This is a genomic window from Synechococcus elongatus PCC 11801, assembly GCF_003846445.2.
GTDB classification, from domain to species: domain Bacteria; phylum Cyanobacteriota; class Cyanobacteriia; order Synechococcales; family Synechococcaceae; genus Synechococcus; species Synechococcus elongatus_A.
Genome location: NZ_CP030139.2, coordinates 1,887,243 through 1,905,553, shown reverse-complemented (window position 1 = coordinate 1,905,553; position 18,311 = coordinate 1,887,243). Strand labels below are relative to the sequence as shown.

The window sequence follows — 18,311 nt, the reverse complement described above, 5'->3', positions numbered from 1 at the left end:
AGTTGTGAGACCTCTGCTAATTTAATTCAGGTACGTTCCTCAGTAGCTCAGTGGTAGAGCGGTCGGCTGTTAACCGATTGGTCGCAGGTTCGAATCCTGCCTGGGGAGTTTCAAAAATGATCAAGTTTTGCGGACAGTTTTCTAGCGTTGCTGATTGATCACAGTTGATTCGATCGCAACAGGTCCCACAGTCACGCTGCCCAGCATTTGGAATAACCAACAGCAGGTGATCAGGGAAAGGCAGCCCAAGCCCAAACAACGGACTGCCACGCTGGAGGATCCCAAGTCAAGATCTTGCCAGTGCCAAGGGTGATTGGAAATCGGGGGCTCATCCATAGGATCAATATTCGGAATGATGGATGGCCTAGATTAGCGGCTGCGATCGCAATCGTCCGCCTTTCTTCACTGCTCGCAACACAATTCAACTGTTTGCGACTTGGTTTAGTTCTCTCTAGGTTTCTACAGATAACAAAACAGTTAATGACTATTTCAAACACTCAGGTATTGATCTAAAAAATGATGTCAGGTTCTGAGGTCAAAGAGTGTGAGGAAGTTGCTACAGAAGTGGTTGAGCCTCTGATAATCCTGACCAGTCGAGCTGTTGCAGGCGCTCATAGGCAGAGGCGATCGCCTTGCGACCGCGCATCAAGCCACTACTAGCCCCTGGACAGATCCAGTTCAGGGTTTCAGGACTGAAGCGATCGCAGAGCAGTTGGGTATTACGGAGCTGGCGCGGCCAGTGAAAGGTTTTGGCAGTGCGTAGAGGGGCAACACCCCCTTCACGGGTTGGCAGCAGATGGCGACCGGTAAAGAGAACACCACCCTGTCCCTCCCAATACAGACAGGCCGAACCAGGGGTATGGCCACAGGTCCAAATCGCCGTTAGTTGCGGTGCGATCGCCTGTTCCCGTTCAAAGGTAGTGACGCGCGCACCTGGCAATAGGTAGGCCTCTTGCTCTTGTACGACCAAGTCGCAGTTGAAGTGTTGCTGAATGGCGATCGCTTTGCCAAAAGCACCGCGATGGGTCAAAAACAGCCCATGGAGTCCGCCCTGTTCCTCTAGAAAAGCACGGGTTTCTGCATGCCAAGCTGGTGCATCAATCAGCCAGTTTCCGTGGGGTAACTTCAAGAAGTAGGCTGTTCCACCCAAGGTGTCGCGATTGGGCGCAAAAGCCCACAAGCCGTCGAAAACCAATTGCGGTGGCTTAGCAATCACAGTAGGAACAGCAGATTCAGGCACAGCAATTTCCAGGGTGGGCTATTGCGATCGTGCCATGCTGATCACCGTCCGGCCAACGTGACAAAAGTCGTCCGATAGATTGGATTGAGCGGGTTCCCTGACGTAATGCTTTTTTTGCTTCTCTGGTTAGTCCTTTTGGCCGTCGGTTCCTATTGGATGTTGCAACGCAGCGTCCCTCGGTTAAGTCGCACACCCGTCTGGCTACTCTGGCTCGTGTTGATGATGCCGGCCTTAGTCTGGATTGGCTGGGGACTGCTCCTCGGGCAGCAGGGAGGACAGCTCCCATTTGTGGTTTTTCTACTGCCATTGCTGCTCAGCTCTCTGTTGTATTGGACACTCTTGCAGTGGGGACGACTACCACCGAGTCGGGCAATCTCTCCCAGCCAAGAGGAGGCGACTGCGATCGCAGCAACGACAGAAGCCCTCACCGCCGCCAGCACAGCACCGACCCGATCGCTGACCGCCGAGGAAGAAGCGCTAGTGCGGCAATGCTTTCCCTTCGATCGCTTCAACTTGCAGCGACTGGAGTATCGCTATCAAGCGGTGATTTGTCGGGGGAACTTGCGTGGCGACCCAGCTTTGGTTTACGAACAGGTGCGAACTGCTCTGCAGCAACAGTTTGGCGATCGCTTTTTATTGATGCTGCGCGAAGACAACGCCGGTAAGCCCTTCTTTGCCCTGATCCCCAATCCTCTCCGCCAGCAACCCCGCCTCGCACTAAAACCAGGTCTAGCCATTGTGTTGCTGGGGCTCACCCTGCTAACTACGACGGTGGTGGGCTTTGTGCTCAGCTACGCGGGCCAACTCACCGAAATCCAGCCTCAGCTTGCCCAGTCGCTCGAAGAGAATCCAGCGGCACTGCTGCGTGGTCTACCTTACGCACTGTCGTTGCTGGCGATTCTTGGCGTTCATGAGTTTGGACACTTCTGGGCAGCCCGTCAACATCGCCTGCAAGCCAGCCTGCCCTACTTTATTCCCGTTCCTGCATTCCTCGGGACGTTTGGGGCGTTTGTTCGTATCCGCAGCCCCATTCCCGATCGCAAAGCCCTGTTTGATGTCGGTGTCTCAGGCCCCCTCGCAGGATTGGTGATCACGCTGCCGCTGTTGATTTGGGGGCTCACACAATCGCAGGTGGTGCCGATGCCTGAGCGATCGGGCCTGCTCAGTTTTTCGGCTCTAGATCCTGGTGTCTCGATTTTGATGGGGATTGTGAGCCATCTCAGCTTGGGCGATCGCCTCGATGTGGGCCAAGCGCTGCAACTGCATCCAGTGGCGATCGCGGGTTACTTAGGTTTGATTGTCACCGCCTTGAATCTCATCCCTGTGGGTCAGCTAGATGGCGGCCATATCGTCCATGCGATGTTTGGTCAACGCCAAGGGGCTGTCATTGGTCAGGTAGCACGCCTCTGTGTTCTCGCCCTTTCGTTTGTGCGATCGGAACTCTTGCTCTGGGCACTGTTGTTATTGTTGCTGCCCGTCGCTGATGAACCAGCTCTCAATGACCTCAGTGAACTGGACGATCGCCGAGACGGAATTGGCTTTTTTGCTCTCTTGATGCTCATCCTGATTGTTCTGCCCTTGCCACCGGTCTTGCAGCAGTGGCTGACCGCACTTTAAGGACTGCCATGACTGTTTCCTCTCGTCGCAGTGCATCAACCGTTGCCGTAGATCCCGGGCAAAGCTATCCCTTGGGAGCAACCGTTTATCCAACAGGGGTCAACTTTTCGCTCTATTCCAAATACGCCACAGGCGTTGAACTGCTGCTCTTCGATGACCCAGAAGCCGCCCAACCCCAGCGAACCGTCCGACTCGATCCCCATCTGAATCGCACCTCGTTTTACTGGCACGTTTTTATTCCTGGCCTGCGATCGGGTCAGGTGTACGCTTACCGCGTCTTCGGTCCCTACGCACCCGATCGCGGCCTCTGCTTTAACCCCAATAAGGTATTGCTCGATCCCTACGCGCGTGCCGTGGTGGGCTGGCAGCACTACAGTCGTGAAGCCGCAATTAAACCCAGCAACAACTGTGCTCAAGCCCTACGCGGTGTCGTTGTCGATCCGACTGACTATGACTGGGAAGGCGATCGCCACCCACGTACACCCTATGCCCGCACGGTGATCTACGAGCTGCATGTGGGGGGCTTCACCAAGCATCCCAATTCCGGCGTCGCTCCCGAAAAACGCGGTACCTATGCAGGGCTCATTGAAAAAATTCCCTACTTGCAATCCCTAGGCGTAACAGCCGTTGAGTTGCTGCCTGTCCACCAGTTCGATCGCCAAGATGCTCCTTTGGGGCGCGAGAACTACTGGGGCTACAGCACCATGGCCTTCTTTGCCCCTCACGCGGCCTACAGCTCTCGCCATGATCCGCTCGGGCCGGTGGATGAGTTCCGTGACCTCGTCAAAGCGCTACATAAGGCGGGGATTGAGGTCATCCTCGATGTGGTTTTTAATCACACCGCCGAGGGCAATGAAGATGGTCCAACGCTGTCCTTCAAAGGGCTGGCGAACTCAACCTACTATCTCCTTGATGAAGAAGCGGGCTATCGCAACTACACCGGTTGCGGCAATACCGTAAAAGCCAATAACTCGATCGTGCGGGCGCTGATTCTCGATTGCCTGCGCTATTGGGTCTCGGAAATGCATGTCGATGGCTTCCGTTTTGACCTCGCATCGGTGCTGAGCCGCGATGCAGACGGCAATCCACTCTCGGATCCGCCGCTACTGTGGGCGATCGATTCCGACCCAGTTTTAGCGGGCACCAAACTGATTGCCGAAGCTTGGGATGCTGCAGGTCTCTATCAAGTCGGTACCTTTATCGGCGATCGCTTTGGAACCTGGAATGGTCCCTTCCGGGATGATGTGCGTCGCTTTTGGCGTGGTGATCAAGGCTGTTCTTATGCGCTGAGCCAGCGGTTACTGGGCAGCCCAGATATCTACAGTAAAGACCAGTGGTATGCCGGTCGCACCATCAACTTTGTCACCTGTCATGATGGCTTTACGTTGCATGACTTAGTGAGCTATAGCCATAAGCATAACTGGGCAAATGGTGAGCAGAATCGTGATGGGACGAATGACAATTACAGCTGGAATTACGGTCATGAGGGTGAGACAACTGATCCAACTGTTCTGAGCTTACGAGAACGCCAGCAACGCAACCTCTTGGCTACTCTTTTCCTTGCCCAAGGAACGCCGATGCTGACCATGGGAGACGAAGTGAAACGGAGTCAGCAGGGCAACAACAACGCTTATTGCCAAGACAATGAGATCAGTTGGTTTGATTGGTCCTTGTGCGATCGCCATGCTGATTTTCTGGCTTTCAGCCGTCGCTTGATTGAGCTTTCGCAATCGCTTGTGATGTTCCAGCAGAATGAGCTGCTGCAGAACGAGCCGCATCCGCGTCGCCCCTATGCGATTTGGCATGGTGTCAAACTCAAACAACCCGATTGGGCCCTGTGGTCACACAGTCTTGCAGTTAGTCTTTGCCACCCCCGCGAACAGGAATGGCTGTACTTGGCCTTCAATGCCTACTGGGAAGATCTGCGTTTCCAATTGCCGCGTCCACCCCGTGGTCGGGTTTGGTATCGCCTGCTCGATACCTCGCTGCCTAATCTGGAAGCCTGTCATCTCCCCGATGATGCCAAACCCTGCTTGCGTCGCGACTACACTGTCCCCGCGCGATCGCTCTTGCTGTTGATGGCCCGCGCCTAAAAGCCATGCAGACTTCGCCATTTCAGCGCGTGACTTTCGACTGTGATGGGCTGCTTGTTGATAGCGAACGCATCACAAATTGCGTCTTGGCAGACATGCTCAATGAACTGAGTTTGCCTGTGACCTTGGATGACCTGTTGGAGCAGTTTGTGGGTTATTCCATGGCCGATTGAGCCATTGGATGTGATTAGCTATTCCGGCCAGCAGGTTCAGACCATTCATCACACGCCGCTACGGGCCGTACTAGCCATTTGTTAGGCAGCTAACGCTGATTCCTCAATCCAAGCGGCAGCGATCGCCCGATTGCAGTCTTCGACACTCGCTTTTGCCGCCATCGCCGCCACTAAAGCCTCGTAGGCAAGGCGCTGCTGTTCAATCAGCGTTTTGGCTTTGAGCAAACCCCAACGACTGCGCAGATTACCTTCCGCTGGATTGCGATCGAGTTGTCGCCAGAGTTGCTGCCACTGGGCGCGATCGTCAGCCCCGCCTTCCACATTGCCGTAGACCAGTTGCTCGGCGGCAGCACCCGCCATTAAGACTTGGCACCATTGCTCCAGCGATCGCTGACTGAGTTGCCCCTTGGCTGCTTCAGCTTCTAACTCCGCAGACTGGAACTGCACGCCCCCACGACCCGATTGCCCTTGCTGAAAGGCCTGCCAAGCCGAGAGCGTATAGCCTGTCACCGGCAAGCCCAGCGCCGTCGCCACTAGGTAGTGACCCGCTTCGTGGTGCAGAATCCGCTGACGATACTCCGGCGATCGCTGCTGAATGCCATCAATCAGGAGTGTTGCCCCTCGTCCCTGCCAAGTCACAGAATCAAGGCTAAACATCACCAACAGACCAAAGCCCAGTCCCGCTGGCAGCAGCGGAGAACTCCCCAGCATCGGCCCCACCAACGCCAACAGCGTCGTCGCAAAGATAGCGATCGCCGTCAGACTCAGTCCCAGTTCACTCATAAATCACTCAATAAATTGATCGTCATCAGGGTCTACATCACCCTCGATCGCCTCGATTTGATGCATCAGCAAGCGTTTTCCATAGCGGCGATCGCGACGCCGTCCTTTGGCCGCTGTCGCTCGCTTGCGGGCTCGTTTATCCACCACGATCGCGTCGAGATCCGCGATCGCCTCCCAGTCCGGCAACTCAGTCTGGGGCGTCCGTTTCATAGCAGCACTTAAGCACGGAATTGCTGCGCGTAGTATCGCGCATAGCGCCCAGCTTCTGCCAAGAGTGCGTCGTGGTTGCCTGCTTCCACAATCTGACCGCGTTCCATCACCAAGATGCGGCTGGCATTGCGTACGGTTGCTAAGCGGTGGGCAATGATGAACACCGTCCGGTCTTTCATCACCCGCTCGAGGGCTTCTTGGACCAGCGTTTCCGACTCGGAATCTAGCGCTGAAGTCGCCTCATCCAAAATCAGAATGCGGGGATTGAGCAAGACAGCCCGCGCGATCGCCAACCGTTGTCGCTGACCACCGGAGAGATTGACGCCACGCTCACCTACCCACGTGTCGTAGCCGTCGGGCATTTGGCTGATGAACTGGTGAGCATTGGCGATCCGTGCTGCTTCTTCCACGGCGTCGCGATCGAAATGCTGCTGACCAAAAGCAATGTTTTGGGCGATCGTGCCGGAGAACAGAATCGTTTCTTGCGGAACAATGCCAATCTGGCGACGCAGACTACCGAGGGTGACACTCCGAATGGGGATACCATCCACGAGGATTTCCCCTTCCTGCGGGTCATAGAAGCGGGGAATCAAATTGACCAGCGTTGATTTACCGGCACCCGAAGCGCCAACCAAAGCCACAGCTTCGCCCGCTTCCACAGTCAGATTGAGACTACGCAAAACGGGACCATTAGCACTGCGATAACTGAAGCTGACCTGCCGAAATTCAACTTTGCCGGTGATCGGCGGCAGCATCCGCGCATTCGGATCTTCTTGAACCGCTGGCTCGATGCTCAGCAACTCATCAATGCGATCGAGAGACGCTTGACCTTGCTTGAATTCGTTGAAGTTGTCGATCAGGTGGACGATCGGGTCAATCAACATGGCGATCGCCGCCACATAGCTGCCCAAATTGGGGCCATTTAGTTGTCCCGTCGAAATCTGCCAACTGCCGAGAACGACGATGAAGAGGATGCTGGCAGCCTGCAGAAACCCAATGACCGGATATTGAATAGCACGCAGCCAAGCCGTGCGATAGCGCGCCTCACGATTTCGCTCAGCAGCACCGCTAAAGCGCTCAATTTCGTAGGGCTCCGCTGCAAAAGCCCGTACCAAGCGAATGCCACTGAAGACTTCCGTCAGCAGCGATGAGAGGTCAGAGATGCGCGACTGACTGCGGCGCGAAAACACCAGCATTTGCTGACCAAACCAGCCGACCAAAAAGCCCATGATCGGTGCGATCACAAAGATGGCGAGGGTCAGCGTCCAGTTCAGATAGATCATGTAGCTGAGCACGACAATCAGCTGCAGGATCGAAGGGGTAGCGTCGTGAAAGACCTTATTAACAACTTCACCGACGCGATCGATGTCTTCGGTGAGGCGATAGGTCAGGTCACCAGTCTGGGCTTTTTCGAAGTAGCTAAGACTGAGTCGTTGAATGTGGCGGTAGGTGTTGACCCGCAGGTTGTAGGCAATTTGGAGCGCTGCCTTGGCCATCAGCGAGTCTTGGCCGTACTGCGCAACCTTGTGAATGAGGAAGCCAACAATGGTGATGCCTGCCAACCGTGCCAGGGGCCAGACTTGGCCCTGCACCAGTAGGTTGACCATCTGCCCCGCGAGGTAGGCCAAGATCGGCCAAAATGCAGTGAAAACCAGCGTACAGAGCAACGCCTGAACAATGGTCTTGGCTTGGGGCCGCAGGTAAGGCCAAAGCAGGTGATAGCTGGCGTGCTTCTGCAAGGAGTCTCAGGAGAACACAGGGTCACGTCTCAACCTATCAGAGAGCTGGGCAGGACTCCAGCCATCGTCACTGATTGAGAAGGGGTGAGAGCCCCTAGGTTAAGCAGAAATAGGTTGGCCGTCGAGCCAGTTTTACGCCTTAGTCGCGCCTGCCTGTTATCGCGCAACGGGCAGGCGACGACAGCCTAGGATGGAAGCGATCGCACTTAAATTAAGTCTGTGGGCACGGAAACCGCGACAATTCGCCTCGACCAATTTTTGAAGTGGATGGGCGCTGCCCAAACCGGAGGGGAGGCCAAACTCTACATCCAAGACGGCCAAGTGCAGGTCAATGGCGCTGTGGAAACCCGACGCGGTCGCCAACTGCGCGAGGGCGATCGCGTCAATTTTGCCGGTCGAGTCTTTTTGGTACCGCCCCTGCAAGGCCAGTAGGTTTAGCGGGCGATCGCAGGCACAGCCGTCAGCAGAAATAGCAACCTAGGATAAAAGGGCGATCGGCTCTGGCAGCCGCTAGACCGAGGAAGTGCACAACAAATTGCTGTTTGCAGCCCAAGGACAACATCGATGAGTGTGGATTGGTCTGAAAGCCTGAGCATGGCGGTGCAAACCCTACGTGCCAATCGGCTGCGCAGCGCCCTCACCATGCTGGGCATCATCATCGGCAATGCCTCGGTGATCACGATGGTGGGCGTCGGTCAAGGAGCACAACGGCTCGCCTCTGAGCAATTCGAGTCGCTGGGGCCGAATGTGCTGTTCATCGTCCCGGGCAACCAAGACACGCGACGCGGCGGTTTAGACGTCCCCAAAACGCTGGTCTTGGCCGATGCAGAAGCGATCGCCAGTCAAGTCCCCACAGCCGGTGAAGTCGCGCCCCAAGTGAGCACTCGCCAGTTGGTGACCTATCAAGGCGAGACCAGTACAACCCAGATTTTGGGGGTGACGCCCAACTTTCTGACCGTGCGGAGCTTTGCAATCGATCGCGGCCGCTTCTTCACCGATCTCGATCTCAGCCGTGCTGAACAGGTCGCAGTTTTGGGCAGCGATCTCGCCACCAAGCTGTTTGGAGTGCAAAACCCGCTGGGAGCCAGCATTCGGATCAAAGGGGTCTCCTTTCGGGTCATTGGCGTGATGGAACCCAAGGGCAGCTTTTTGGGCAACAACCAAGATGATGCGGTGTTCCTGCCTTTAACCACCGTCTCCAGCCGCATTCTGGGAACGACCTCGCCCTACGGTGTGGAAGTCAGCTTTATCTCAGTCGCCGCCAAGGATGCCGACAGCATCGATGCCGCCCAGTTCCAGATCACCAACCTGCTGCGTCAACGCCACCGAATCATCCGTGAGGACGATTTTGAGGTGCGATCGCAGAAGGATGTGCTGACGATTGTTGGCACGGTCACCAATGGTCTGACCCTGATGTTGTCCGCGATCGCTGGTATCTCCTTGCTGGTCGGGGGCATCGGCATTATGAACATCATGCTGGTGTCCGTCTCAGAGCGAACTCAGGAGATCGGTCTGCGCAAAGCGATCGGTGCAACCCAGCAGGACATCCTCCACCAGTTCGTGATTGAGGCGATTATTTTGGCCTTGGTGGGCGGTGCGGTTGGCACTGGTCTGGGAATTACAGGTGTCACTGCGATCGCACTGCTGACACCGCTCAAAGCCAGTGTGTCTCCCGTAGCGATCGCGATTACCGTCACCCTTTCCAGTGGCATTGGTCTGTTCTTCGGCGTGGTTCCCGCTCGCCAAGCCGCCCGACTCGACCCGATCGTGGCACTACGGAGCGCCTAGAGCGTTGGCATTCCTCAGCAGAAGGCGAGACAATAGCAACAGCGATCGCCGGGCTTTTGACAATGAACAGCTGCATTTTGCAAGCCACTGTGGTGGAAGCGCCGCAACTGCGTTACACCCAAGACAACCAGACTCCCGTTGCCGAGATGGTGGTGCAGTTCCCTGGCCTGAGTAGCAAGGATGCGCCGTCACGGCTGAAAGTCGTGGGCTGGGGATCAGTGGCTCAGGAATTGCAAGATCGCTGCCGGACGAATGATGAAGTTGTGCTAGAAGGCCGCTTGAAAATCAGCTCACTGCTCAAGCCCGACGGCAGTCGCGAGAAAGTCACAGAATTAACCGTGTCGCGCGTCCATCACCTCAGTCTGGATAGCGCCACCGGCATTTTGGCTCAAGAGGAACCCGAGCCCCGCTATGGCCGTGGCCCAGCGGCCCCTGCGCCTGTGACTGCAAGTCCAACCGTGGCCAGTACTACCGCGCCTGATGTCGATTACGATGACATCCCGTTCTAGATTATTGCCCTGCCAGTCAGAGTCTGATCAATTGCAGCAGGGACCGCTTGTTCGCTTTCACCCGCATGGCACAGTACCAGCAGATTTTCCAGCTTCAAAGCCAAGGCCAAGGCTTCCTCAACATCACGGGGGCGATCGCCCGCATCGTACGGGAGTCTCAGATTCAGACGGGGATCTGCCATCTCTTTGTCCGCCACACTTCAGCTAGCCTGATCATTCAAGAAAACGCTGACCCAGACGTTCTCCATGATCTGACCGGCTACTTCGAGGCTCTAGTCCCAGAAGCAGGCTACGAATCTCTCGGGGGGAGTCGCCGCTTTCGTTCCTATGCGCACAGCGCCGAAGGCCCCGACGACATGCCCGCCCACATTCGCACGGTGCTAACCCGCACTTCTGAGCAAATCCCAATTGTGGAGGGTCGCCTCGGCTTGGGGACTTGGCAGGCAATCTATCTGTGGGAGCACCGCAATCGCCCCCATAGCCGCCAAGTGATTGTTCACCTCACGGGGGACTAGGGCAGGAGCGAGTGCAGTTGGCTGGCAGTCACTGGCGTGGCAATTACCACAGACAGGGCTGCAGCGATCGGTGCCGCCATTTCCTCAATCTCCGCTGCCGTCAGTTCCGCCTCGCCTCGCAGCACTGCCTGAAAGCGATCGGTGAGCGCGGAATTGGAGGAAGGGAAGGCTGCAACTAATAGACGGTGCACCGCCTGTTCCGTCTTGCCAGACTCGCCCACCTCATCGGCAATCAAGGCTCGCAGATAGCGCCCAAACCAGGGAATGGGTTGATTGGGAGCCAACGTTGGCTTGGCGGTCATGGGCTGATGTTCGAGTGCCGTCGCCAGCCGCTGCAGCTGCAGCTGCAATTCTTCGAGCAGTTCAGCGGGCTGAGTCGCATCACTGGCCGACTCTTCACCTACTAACGCTTTATCAAAATCATCTAAAGAAAGGCCGCAGAGGTGAGCAATTTGCCGAATTAAACTCCAACGAATGTCCCAAGGATCAATTTCGGCGTTCTCATACTTATTGATTAGCGTTGGTGAGACACCCAGGAGTTGGGAAAGTTTTCGTTTGGAAAGACTACCGATCGAGAGGCCCGTTATCTCCGTTGCTTGCTGATAAGCAGCGGCACGAAGCTGTTGCAACAGATGGGCAAGACGCAGGGCCCGTTGTGCTGCTTCAACTTCAAATTCAGTGGGGGCCATTGCTGGGTCTCAGAAGGAATTTTCTCCAACCTAAGCAGAATAAAACGATTTTTAGAAAAGCCGCAACCGCAGAGACTTATTGCTGTGCAGCAAACCAGCGTCTTATCATCAACGTCAATTCGCCACTGTTACGTAAGCGACGGATTTCACGATTAAATTGCTCGCGATAGGGCGAACCTTTGGGAAAAGCGATCGCATAGCGTTCTAGACTAGCCCCTTTGAGCTTTTGAACAATCAGCTGTGCATCATCCTGCGCAAAAATGTTTGCAACCACAGATTCCACTAATGCCACGTTAATTTCACGAGCAGTTAGTGCTTTTAACAAAGCTGTGACATCAGCGTAACTTTTAAGTTGCAAAGTGGAATAACGAGTTTTAAGTTGCGTGGCTTGTTGGGCTTGTACAGTGCCTTGGATATAGCCCAGCTTGAGACCCGAGAGGCTTTGGTCAGTCGGTAGCGATCGCAGGCTGACTAGACTGTCTTGGGCTTCAAAGTAAGGCTCAGAGAAATCAACCTGTTGGGCACGCTCAGGCGTGATCGAGATCGCCGCGATCGCCAGATCGCCTTGTCCAGTAATCAATCGGGGCAGCAACTGCTCAAAGCCGCCAATCTTAAACTGGATCTGCAAACCGAGGTTACGAGCGATCGTCTCAGCCAACTCGATATCAAATCCGTAGACGCCCGGTCGTTCAGCCGTCTCTTCGATGCGAAATTCAAAGGGCGGATAGTTATCGGTTGTCAGGGCGCGCAGGGTCTGCGCCAAGGCGGCGGGACTCCAGCTCAGCCCTAGGCCCAAGGTCAGGAGTCCCGCGGCAAAAGGGCGAAGGCTCATGATGAACGCTCCAAGTCAGCGATTTCCTTAACCAAAGCGGCGCTCAGCACTTCGGGGCCATCTGCCTGAACCAAAACATCATCCTCAATGCGGATGCCAATGCCACGCCAGCGTTCTGGCACCTCGGGTTGACCATCAGCCACCGTAATCGTGGGCGAGATGTAGAGCCCGGGTTCCACCGTGACGACATGCCCCGGAGCCAGCGTTGTCCAACTGTCTCGGTACTGATAAGTGCCGACATCGTGGACATCCATGCCCAGCCAGTGACCAGTGCGGTGCATGTAGAAGGGTCGATAGGCACCCGTTTCGTACAGTTCAGCCGGTTCGCCTTGGAGAAGGCCCAAGTCCAATAGTCCATCGATCAAGGTGCGGACAGCAGCCTCGTGGAAGTTGCCGTAGGGGGCACCAGCTTGGACTGCCGCGATCGCCCGTTTCTGGGCTTCCAGCACGATCGCGTAGAGCGCCCGCTGCTCATCGCTAAAACGGCCGTTGACGGGGAAGGTCCGGGTCAAATCGGAGTTGTAGTAATCGGTGCTGCAGCCCGCGTCGATCAGCAGTAAATCGCCATCTTGCAGCTGTTGGTTGTTGTCGATGTAGTGGAGGATGCAAGCATTCGCACCCGTCGCCACAATCGAGGGATAGGCCACCCCTTGAGCACCACGCTGCCGAAAACAGCCTTCGATCGCTGCTTCCACTTCGTATTCCCAGACACCCGGAGCCGCGATCGCCCGAGCGCGATCGTGGGCTTCTACTGCGATCGCAATTGCTTTACGCAACTGCTCAATTTCCGCCGGACTTTTGACCTGGCGCAGACTGTGGAGCAACGGGCCTGGATCAGCGATTGCGGTCGGCCCAAAGCCCCGCCGCGGATAGAGCGCTAATTGCTGCTGATAGAACTGCAGCATTCGTTCGTTAAAAGCGCGATCGAGACCGAGATGGTAGTAGAGGCGATCGCCTGTTTCGAGCAGCTTCGGCAGTTCCTGATCCAGATCGGCGATCGAGTACACTGCATCTGCCCCCAGCTTTTCCTTGGCGCCTTCGACGCCCAGTCGGTAGCCCACCCAGGTTTCTTGAGCTGGATCACGTGGGCGCACAAACAACACAAATTTGTGCTCGTGGTTGGGTGCCAATACCGCCACCGACTCCGGTTCATCCAAGCCCGTTAGGTAGTAGAAGTCGCTGTCTTGGCGGTACCGATACTCCACATCGTTGTGCATCACAGCGTGGGGGGCACTGCGAAACACCGCGACTCCCGACCCCAGTTTGCTGAGGAGCTGTTCGCGGCGTTGGACGAATTCGGAGAGGGCAATAACCACAGGACTGAGCGTTGTGCAGCAAGAGTTGACGCCAGCATATCAGAGCTGATTTTGAGCCGTGGGGTCTGCTGAATCCGGAGGAGGGTCGCCGAAATGAGGACGCAATCGCTGATGGGTGGTTGGCATCTATCAGAAGATGCATCCAAATCACCGAGGCAAGCGTAACTGAGGTGTTAGCCCACGGCTCATTTTAAGAAGGAATAGTGACCATGCTGCAGGTCTACCTACGGAGCTTGAGCAATGAGCCAGCCTTGATCTACACCGAAGCAACACTCACAACCGCCGCATCACTGGAGCTTGCAGGGCCTACTCAGGCACGCCAAACTCTCAAGACTTTGTTGCAGCTCATTTTTCCATACCTGAGAGCCTGCAGCCATGATCTCAAGACCATCTGCACCCAAGATCCGCTGTTTCAGTACTGGTTTCAAGTTGAAGCGATCATCGATGCAGAACTGATCGCAGATCCCCTGACACCTGCTTCACTTCCTGACGGTTCCGCATCCCCCAAGGCGGTGAATGGCGATCAGCTACTGTGGCGGGGGCTACGCCAAATGGCATCTCCTGATCAAGCGCTGACATTGCAGCAAGCCGTTGAGCATCTCAGTTCTAGTGACTGGATACTTGCTGAGCGGCTATTCATTGCCGGCATTGTTTCTGTGGCAAACCTGCAAACTGCCATTCAGCAGCTTCGTCGGATGCCAGCACGATCGCTGGCAGATTGGCTACTGCAGCACCGTTTGGTGCAGTCCGAAACGCTCAACTATTTGGCGGCCGCTTCACGGCCCTGTCGCAAAAGCGGGCAATCATACCCGCAGACGCTCAGTCATCGAGTGACTGCGAGATCACGGCACAGTCGATAGTGCTAGCTAGTTCGCAGCCTTTGTCCCCAATGGTTGCGATTGGCGATCGCAGCCCAGAAAACCTGCGGCCGGTTCAACGGAGCCGCTAATCTGAAAAGGCGTCTCTGCAACCTCTTCAATGGACACAAAAGCTTTTAAGCGGGCCTTGCATCAGTCCGAGCGCTACAACCGCAAAGGCTTTGGCAAAACCACTGATGTCTCAGGGGCCCTAGAGTCGGCTTATCAAAGCGATTTGATCCAAGCTCTGCGCCAAAATGACTACCGGCTGCAGCGCGGAGACATGACCATTCGCCTTGCAGAAGCCTTTGGCTTTTGCTGGGGGGTCGAACGAGCCGTCGCGATCGCCTACGAGACGCGTCAGCACTTTCCCCAAGAACGGATCTGGATCACTAACGAAATCATTCATAACCCCTCGGTCAACCAGCACCTACGCCAGATGGGCGTCGAGTTTATCCCCTGCGAGCAAGGGGACAAGGACTTTGCCGTGGTCGGTAGTGGCGATGTGGTGATTCTGCCGGCCTTCGGCGCCAGCGTGCAGGAAATGCAGCTACTCGATGAAAAGGGCTGCCATATCGTCGATACCACCTGCCCTTGGGTTTCCAAGGTTTGGAACACCGTGGAGAAACATAAGCGCGGTGCTCACACCTCGATCATTCACGGCAAGTACAACCACGAAGAGACGATCGCCACGAGTTCTTTCGCAGAAACCTATTTGGTCGTCCTCAATCTTGAGCAGGCACAGTACGTCTGCGACTACATCCTGAATGGCGGCGATCGCGATGAATTTATGGCGCGCTTTGGCAAAGCTTGCTCAGCAGGCTTCGACCCCGATCGCGACCTAGAGCGGGTCGGCATCGCCAACCAAACGACGATGCTGAAAAGTGAAACCGAGGCGATCGGCAAGCTGTTTGAGCGGACGCTGCTGAAGAAGTACGGCCCCCAAAAACTCAACGATCACTTCTTGGCCTTCAACACGATCTGCGACGCCACCCAAGAGCGCCAAGATGCCATGTTCCAACTGGTCGAGGAGCCTTTGGACTTGATTGTGGTGATCGGTGGCTTCAACTCCTCCAACACCACCCACCTGCAAGAAATTGCGATCGATCGCAACATCTCCTCCTATCACATCGATGCAGCGGAACGGATTGGCCCCGGCAACCGGATTGAACACAAGCCCTTGGGAGCGGACCTCACCGTTCTGGAGCCTTGGTTGCCCGCCGGTCCCCTAACGATTGGCATCACCTCCGGTGCTTCCACTCCCGACAGAGTAGTTGAAGACGTGATTGAGCGGCTATTTGATCTGCCGCGACCCTAGGCATTCGCTTCCCCTCGTGCTGCCTCTTGCCTAGAGTGAGAGACAGTCCCTGTCTTTGTCTTGCCGCTGTGTCGCTGCGCAATCGTGACTCTTGACCCCACTCCTGCCTTTAGTACCGATCCTGAACTGATTTGTTTCAGCAGTCGCTTTCAGGACGAGATGGAGATGTATGCCCCTGCAGAGGTGGTCGCTCACTATCTCGATCGCCATGAGGAGTGGTTTCGGCGCTGTGCGGAACCGATGACGACCACGTCGATCGGCAAGGATGCCTATGCGATCGTGTTGGGACGCTATGGCTCCCTCGGTTTCGAGGTGGAACCGCAGATCGGTCTAGAGCTACTGCCTGCGGATCAAGGCGTTTACCGGATTTGCACAGTACCAGTGCCCGGCTATGAACCTCAGGGCTACCAAGTCGACTTTCAAGCGTCGCTGAGCCTGGAGCAACTCACCCACGAGACTGATGCACCTGTGACAGAGGCCACAGCCGTTGCTTGGGATCTGCTGCTGACCGTGGGGATTCGCCTGCCGCGATTCATTCACATGCTGCCCCAGAAGCTCGTGCACAGTACCGGCGACCATCTGCTGCGGCAAATTGTGCGCCAGACCTCCCGCCGTTTGACTCACCGCGTCCAAGAGGACTTCCATCAACAACTGAATTTGCCGCTACCCCCGCGCCGCCACGCACGCTTTTAGGCTATTTCTCGCATCCTAGTGGGTTGGAACTCAAGGCGATCGCTACCGTCTTCAGTCGATCAATCCACTTGCCTAAGCCTGCTCCTGTCTGGTCTGGCGACACAGATGCCCATCTTTGCCAAGCTGTGATTCTCGCCAAGCCTTGATCTCAGCGGCAAGGCGTAGGTCAATGGAAAGCAATGTGCTCTTCTCCAGAGTTACCGGTGAAGTCTATCCCCGCCTTCAATTTGACCGAGCAGTACCGCCGTATCGGTGCTGAATTAGAAGCTGCAACGGCAGCAGTCTTGGCTTCGGGGGGCTACATTGGCGGCCAAACCGTCGCGGCTTTTGAAACGGCCTTTGCGGCTGCCATGGGCGTGACAGAAGCGGTGAGCTGCAACTCGGGCACAGACGCTCTTCATCTCGCGCTGAGGGCACTGGACATTGGCCCAGGCGATGAGGTGATCACCTCACCCTTTACCTTTTTTGCCTCAGCCGAAGCAATCAGTTTGGTCGGGGCAACACCTATCCTCGTTGATATTGAGCCGGAGTTTTTCAACCTCGACTGTCGCCAGCTTGAAGCAGCAATTACTCCGCGCACGAAGGCAATCATTCCTGTGCATCTGTTTGGGCATCCGGCCGAGATGTCGGAAATCATGGCGATCGCCCAAGCCCACAATCTGCGGGTGATCGAAGACTGTGCTCAAGCAACAGGAGCGACGTGGCAGGGTCAGCCGGTCGGCAGCTTTGGTGACTGTGGCTGCTTTAGCTTCTATCCGACCAAAAATTTGGGTGCCTGTGGTGACGGTGGTCTCGTAACAACCAACAACCCGGAAGTGGCCGAGCGCCTGCGATCGCTGCGGCAACACGGCATGCGAGTGCGCTACTACCACGATGAAATTGGCCTGAATAGCCGCTTGGATGCGCTGCAGGCGGTGATTCTCTCGATTAAGCTGCGCTACTTAGACGAATGGAATCAACAGCGCCAAGCGATCGCACATCGCTATAGCGAGGCGATCGCCGCGATTCCCGGTCTGGTCGCCCCCAGCGTTCATCCTGATGCTGATCATGTTTGGCACCAATACACGGTGCGGGTGCGGTCCTGTGGCGATCGCCGCCGCTGTGTCAGCAATCCCTGCGATCGCCAGGGACTGTGCCGCGACTGGCTGCAGCAACAACTGCAAGCCCAAGGCGTTGGCTCAATGATTTACTACCCCGTGCCCGTGCATCTGCAGCAGGCCTACAGCCAGTTGGGCTACAAGGCTGGTGACTTCCCTGAAGCCGAGCGGGCCGCCCAAGAAGTCCTGTCGCTGCCGATGTTCCCTGAACTGACTGAAGACGATCAGGCGCAGGTCATCACGGCTCTGAAGGATCTCGCGATCGCTGTCAGTCAGTAGCATGCTGGCTCCTTGGCGATCGCCCTTAGCGCGGGCCCTGCACCGCAATCGGGCTCAGCCCCAAAGTCGCTACTTTCAGCTAGCCACCGTAACGACCGACGGCAAAGCCGCCAATCGCACCGTGGTCTTTCGAGGCTTTCTGGAGCCTAATCGCTTGCAGATGTTCACCGATGCACGATCGGCGAAGCTGACGCAATTAACAGCAGGTTGCGAAATCTGCTGGTACTTCGCCAAGACCCGCGAGCAATTCCGGATTCAGGGCGCGATCGCCACTGTGACCGCAGCAGATCTCAGCGACTTGCAAGATGCGAGGCAACAGCTTTGGCAGCGCCTTAGTCCAGCCGCCCGACAACAGCTCTATTGGCCGCAACCCGGAGCAGTCTGGGAAGAGCCAACGATCGCATCTACAGTTGACAACCAGGATCACCCCCCTGAAAACTTTGTGTTGCTGGTGATCAGCCCGATCGCCGTCGATCATCTGCAGCTAGCGCCTGACCCTCAAGAGCGCTGGTCCTATTGGCTCACTGAGACAGACTGGCAGCGGCAGCGCATCAATCCCTAGG

20 protein-coding genes and 1 tRNA gene are annotated in these 18,311 nt (G+C 56.1%); 13 read left to right on the top strand and 8 right to left on the bottom strand.

Features of this window, described 5'->3' with window-relative positions; translation table 11 throughout:
• The first annotated feature begins 36 nt into the window (after positions 1-36).
• Positions 37-108 (top strand) — tRNA-Asn (locus DOP62_RS09380).
• Between the two features lie 33 nt (positions 109-141).
• Here the strand turns inward: DOP62_RS09380 and DOP62_RS09375 are convergent.
• Complete coding sequence (locus tag DOP62_RS09375) at positions 142-336, bottom strand: hypothetical protein (protein WP_208675347.1); 195 nt, start codon at positions 334-336, stop codon at positions 142-144.
• A 220-nt stretch (positions 337-556) separates the two neighbouring features.
• On the bottom strand, positions 557-1,240 hold the full coding sequence (locus DOP62_RS09370) for an MBL fold metallo-hydrolase (protein WP_261789971.1): 684 nt from the start codon (positions 1,238-1,240) through the stop codon (positions 557-559).
• Between the two features lie 105 nt (positions 1,241-1,345).
• On the opposite strand from DOP62_RS09370, the gene DOP62_RS09365 reads away from it, so the two are divergent.
• Genes DOP62_RS09365 through DOP62_RS09355 form a run of 3 tightly spaced genes read left to right on the top strand, consistent with a single transcriptional unit; the run spans position 1,346 to position 5,123 of the window.
• Positions 1,346-2,857, top strand: a complete 1,512-nt coding sequence (locus tag DOP62_RS09365) for a site-2 protease family protein (protein ID WP_208675348.1) — start codon at positions 1,346-1,348, stop codon at positions 2,855-2,857.
• Positions 2,858-2,865: 8 nt separating this feature from the next.
• Complete coding sequence (glgX, locus tag DOP62_RS09360) at positions 2,866-4,950, top strand: glycogen debranching protein GlgX (protein WP_208675349.1); 2,085 nt, start codon at positions 2,866-2,868, stop codon at positions 4,948-4,950.
• A gap of 5 nt (positions 4,951-4,955) precedes the next feature.
• A complete protein-coding gene (locus DOP62_RS09355) occupies positions 4,956-5,123 on the top strand; it encodes a hypothetical protein (protein ID WP_208675350.1) in 168 nt (55 codons plus the stop codon).
• A gap of 81 nt (positions 5,124-5,204) precedes the next feature.
• On the opposite strand, the gene DOP62_RS09350 is transcribed toward DOP62_RS09355, so the two are convergent.
• Genes DOP62_RS09350 through DOP62_RS09340 form a run of 3 tightly spaced genes read right to left on the bottom strand, consistent with a single transcriptional unit; the run spans position 5,205 to position 7,855 of the window.
• A complete protein-coding gene (locus DOP62_RS09350; RefSeq protein ID WP_208675351.1) occupies positions 5,205-5,906 on the bottom strand; it encodes an ATP-dependent Zn protease in 702 nt (233 codons plus the stop codon).
• A gap of 3 nt (positions 5,907-5,909) precedes the next feature.
• Positions 5,910-6,116: a hypothetical protein gene (locus DOP62_RS09345; protein WP_208675352.1), complete on the bottom strand. Its 207-nt coding sequence runs from the start codon at positions 6,114-6,116 to the stop codon at positions 5,910-5,912.
• An 8-nt stretch (positions 6,117-6,124) separates the two neighbouring features.
• Complete coding sequence (locus DOP62_RS09340) at positions 6,125-7,855, bottom strand: ABC transporter ATP-binding protein (RefSeq protein ID WP_208675353.1); 1,731 nt, start codon at positions 7,853-7,855, stop codon at positions 6,125-6,127.
• A gap of 219 nt (positions 7,856-8,074) precedes the next feature.
• Between DOP62_RS09340 and DOP62_RS09335 the strand changes: the two genes are divergently transcribed.
• The 4 genes from DOP62_RS09335 (at position 8,075) to DOP62_RS09320 (ending at position 10,667) form a co-directional block, all read left to right on the top strand.
• Positions 8,075-8,287: an RNA-binding S4 domain-containing protein gene (locus DOP62_RS09335; protein ID WP_208675354.1), complete on the top strand. Its 213-nt coding sequence runs from the start codon at positions 8,075-8,077 to the stop codon at positions 8,285-8,287.
• Between the two features lie 132 nt (positions 8,288-8,419).
• Positions 8,420-9,643: an ABC transporter permease gene (locus DOP62_RS09330; protein ID WP_208675355.1), complete on the top strand. Its 1,224-nt coding sequence runs from the start codon at positions 8,420-8,422 to the stop codon at positions 9,641-9,643.
• Positions 9,644-9,705: 62 nt separating this feature from the next.
• The gene (locus tag DOP62_RS09325; protein ID WP_208675357.1) at positions 9,706-10,152 is read left to right on the top strand and encodes a single-stranded DNA-binding protein; all 447 of its coding nucleotides are present in this window, start codon (positions 9,706-9,708) and stop codon (positions 10,150-10,152) included.
• Positions 10,153-10,217: 65 nt separating this feature from the next.
• Positions 10,218-10,667 carry a secondary thiamine-phosphate synthase enzyme YjbQ gene (locus DOP62_RS09320; RefSeq protein ID WP_370538905.1) on the top strand — a complete coding sequence of 150 codons (450 nt, stop codon included), beginning with the start codon at positions 10,218-10,220 and terminating at the stop codon, positions 10,665-10,667.
• On the opposite strand, the gene DOP62_RS09315 is transcribed toward DOP62_RS09320, so the two are convergent.
• From DOP62_RS09315 to DOP62_RS09305, 3 genes are all read right to left on the bottom strand, one after another.
• The gene (locus DOP62_RS09315) at positions 10,664-11,356 is read right to left on the bottom strand and encodes a helix-turn-helix domain-containing protein (RefSeq protein ID WP_208675359.1); all 693 of its coding nucleotides are present in this window, start codon (positions 11,354-11,356) and stop codon (positions 10,664-10,666) included. The two genes, DOP62_RS09320 and DOP62_RS09315, sit on opposite strands and share 4 nt — an antisense overlap.
• 76 nt (positions 11,357-11,432) lie before the next feature.
• A complete protein-coding gene (locus DOP62_RS09310) occupies positions 11,433-12,188 on the bottom strand; it encodes a transporter substrate-binding domain-containing protein (protein WP_370538778.1) in 756 nt (251 codons plus the stop codon).
• The gene (locus DOP62_RS09305) at positions 12,185-13,504 is read right to left on the bottom strand and encodes an aminopeptidase P N-terminal domain-containing protein (RefSeq protein ID WP_208675361.1); all 1,320 of its coding nucleotides are present in this window, start codon (positions 13,502-13,504) and stop codon (positions 12,185-12,187) included. The genes DOP62_RS09310 and DOP62_RS09305 overlap by 4 nt, the downstream gene beginning before the upstream one ends.
• Before the next feature lie 209 nt (positions 13,505-13,713).
• Here DOP62_RS09305 and DOP62_RS09300 point away from each other — a divergent pair, with 209 nt between their 5' ends.
• The 5 genes from DOP62_RS09300 (at position 13,714) to DOP62_RS09280 (ending at position 18,310) form a co-directional block, all read left to right on the top strand.
• Positions 13,714-14,364, top strand: a complete 651-nt coding sequence (locus DOP62_RS09300; RefSeq protein WP_208675363.1) for a hypothetical protein — start codon at positions 13,714-13,716, stop codon at positions 14,362-14,364.
• Positions 14,365-14,482: 118 nt separating this feature from the next.
• A complete protein-coding gene (locus DOP62_RS09295; RefSeq protein ID WP_208675365.1) occupies positions 14,483-15,679 on the top strand; it encodes a 4-hydroxy-3-methylbut-2-enyl diphosphate reductase in 1,197 nt (398 codons plus the stop codon).
• Positions 15,680-15,760: 81 nt separating this feature from the next.
• A complete protein-coding gene (locus DOP62_RS09290; RefSeq protein WP_429614930.1) occupies positions 15,761-16,372 on the top strand; it encodes a DUF1997 domain-containing protein in 612 nt (203 codons plus the stop codon).
• 179 nt (positions 16,373-16,551) lie between these two features.
• On the top strand, positions 16,552-17,748 hold the full coding sequence (locus tag DOP62_RS09285) for a DegT/DnrJ/EryC1/StrS family aminotransferase (RefSeq protein ID WP_208675369.1): 1,197 nt from the start codon (positions 16,552-16,554) through the stop codon (positions 17,746-17,748).
• A 1-nt stretch (position 17,749) separates the two neighbouring features.
• Positions 17,750-18,310 carry an Npun_F5749 family FMN-dependent PPOX-type flavoprotein gene (locus DOP62_RS09280; RefSeq protein WP_208675371.1) on the top strand — a complete coding sequence of 187 codons (561 nt, stop codon included), beginning with the start codon at positions 17,750-17,752 and terminating at the stop codon, positions 18,308-18,310.
• Position 18,311: the final 1 nt, after the last annotated feature.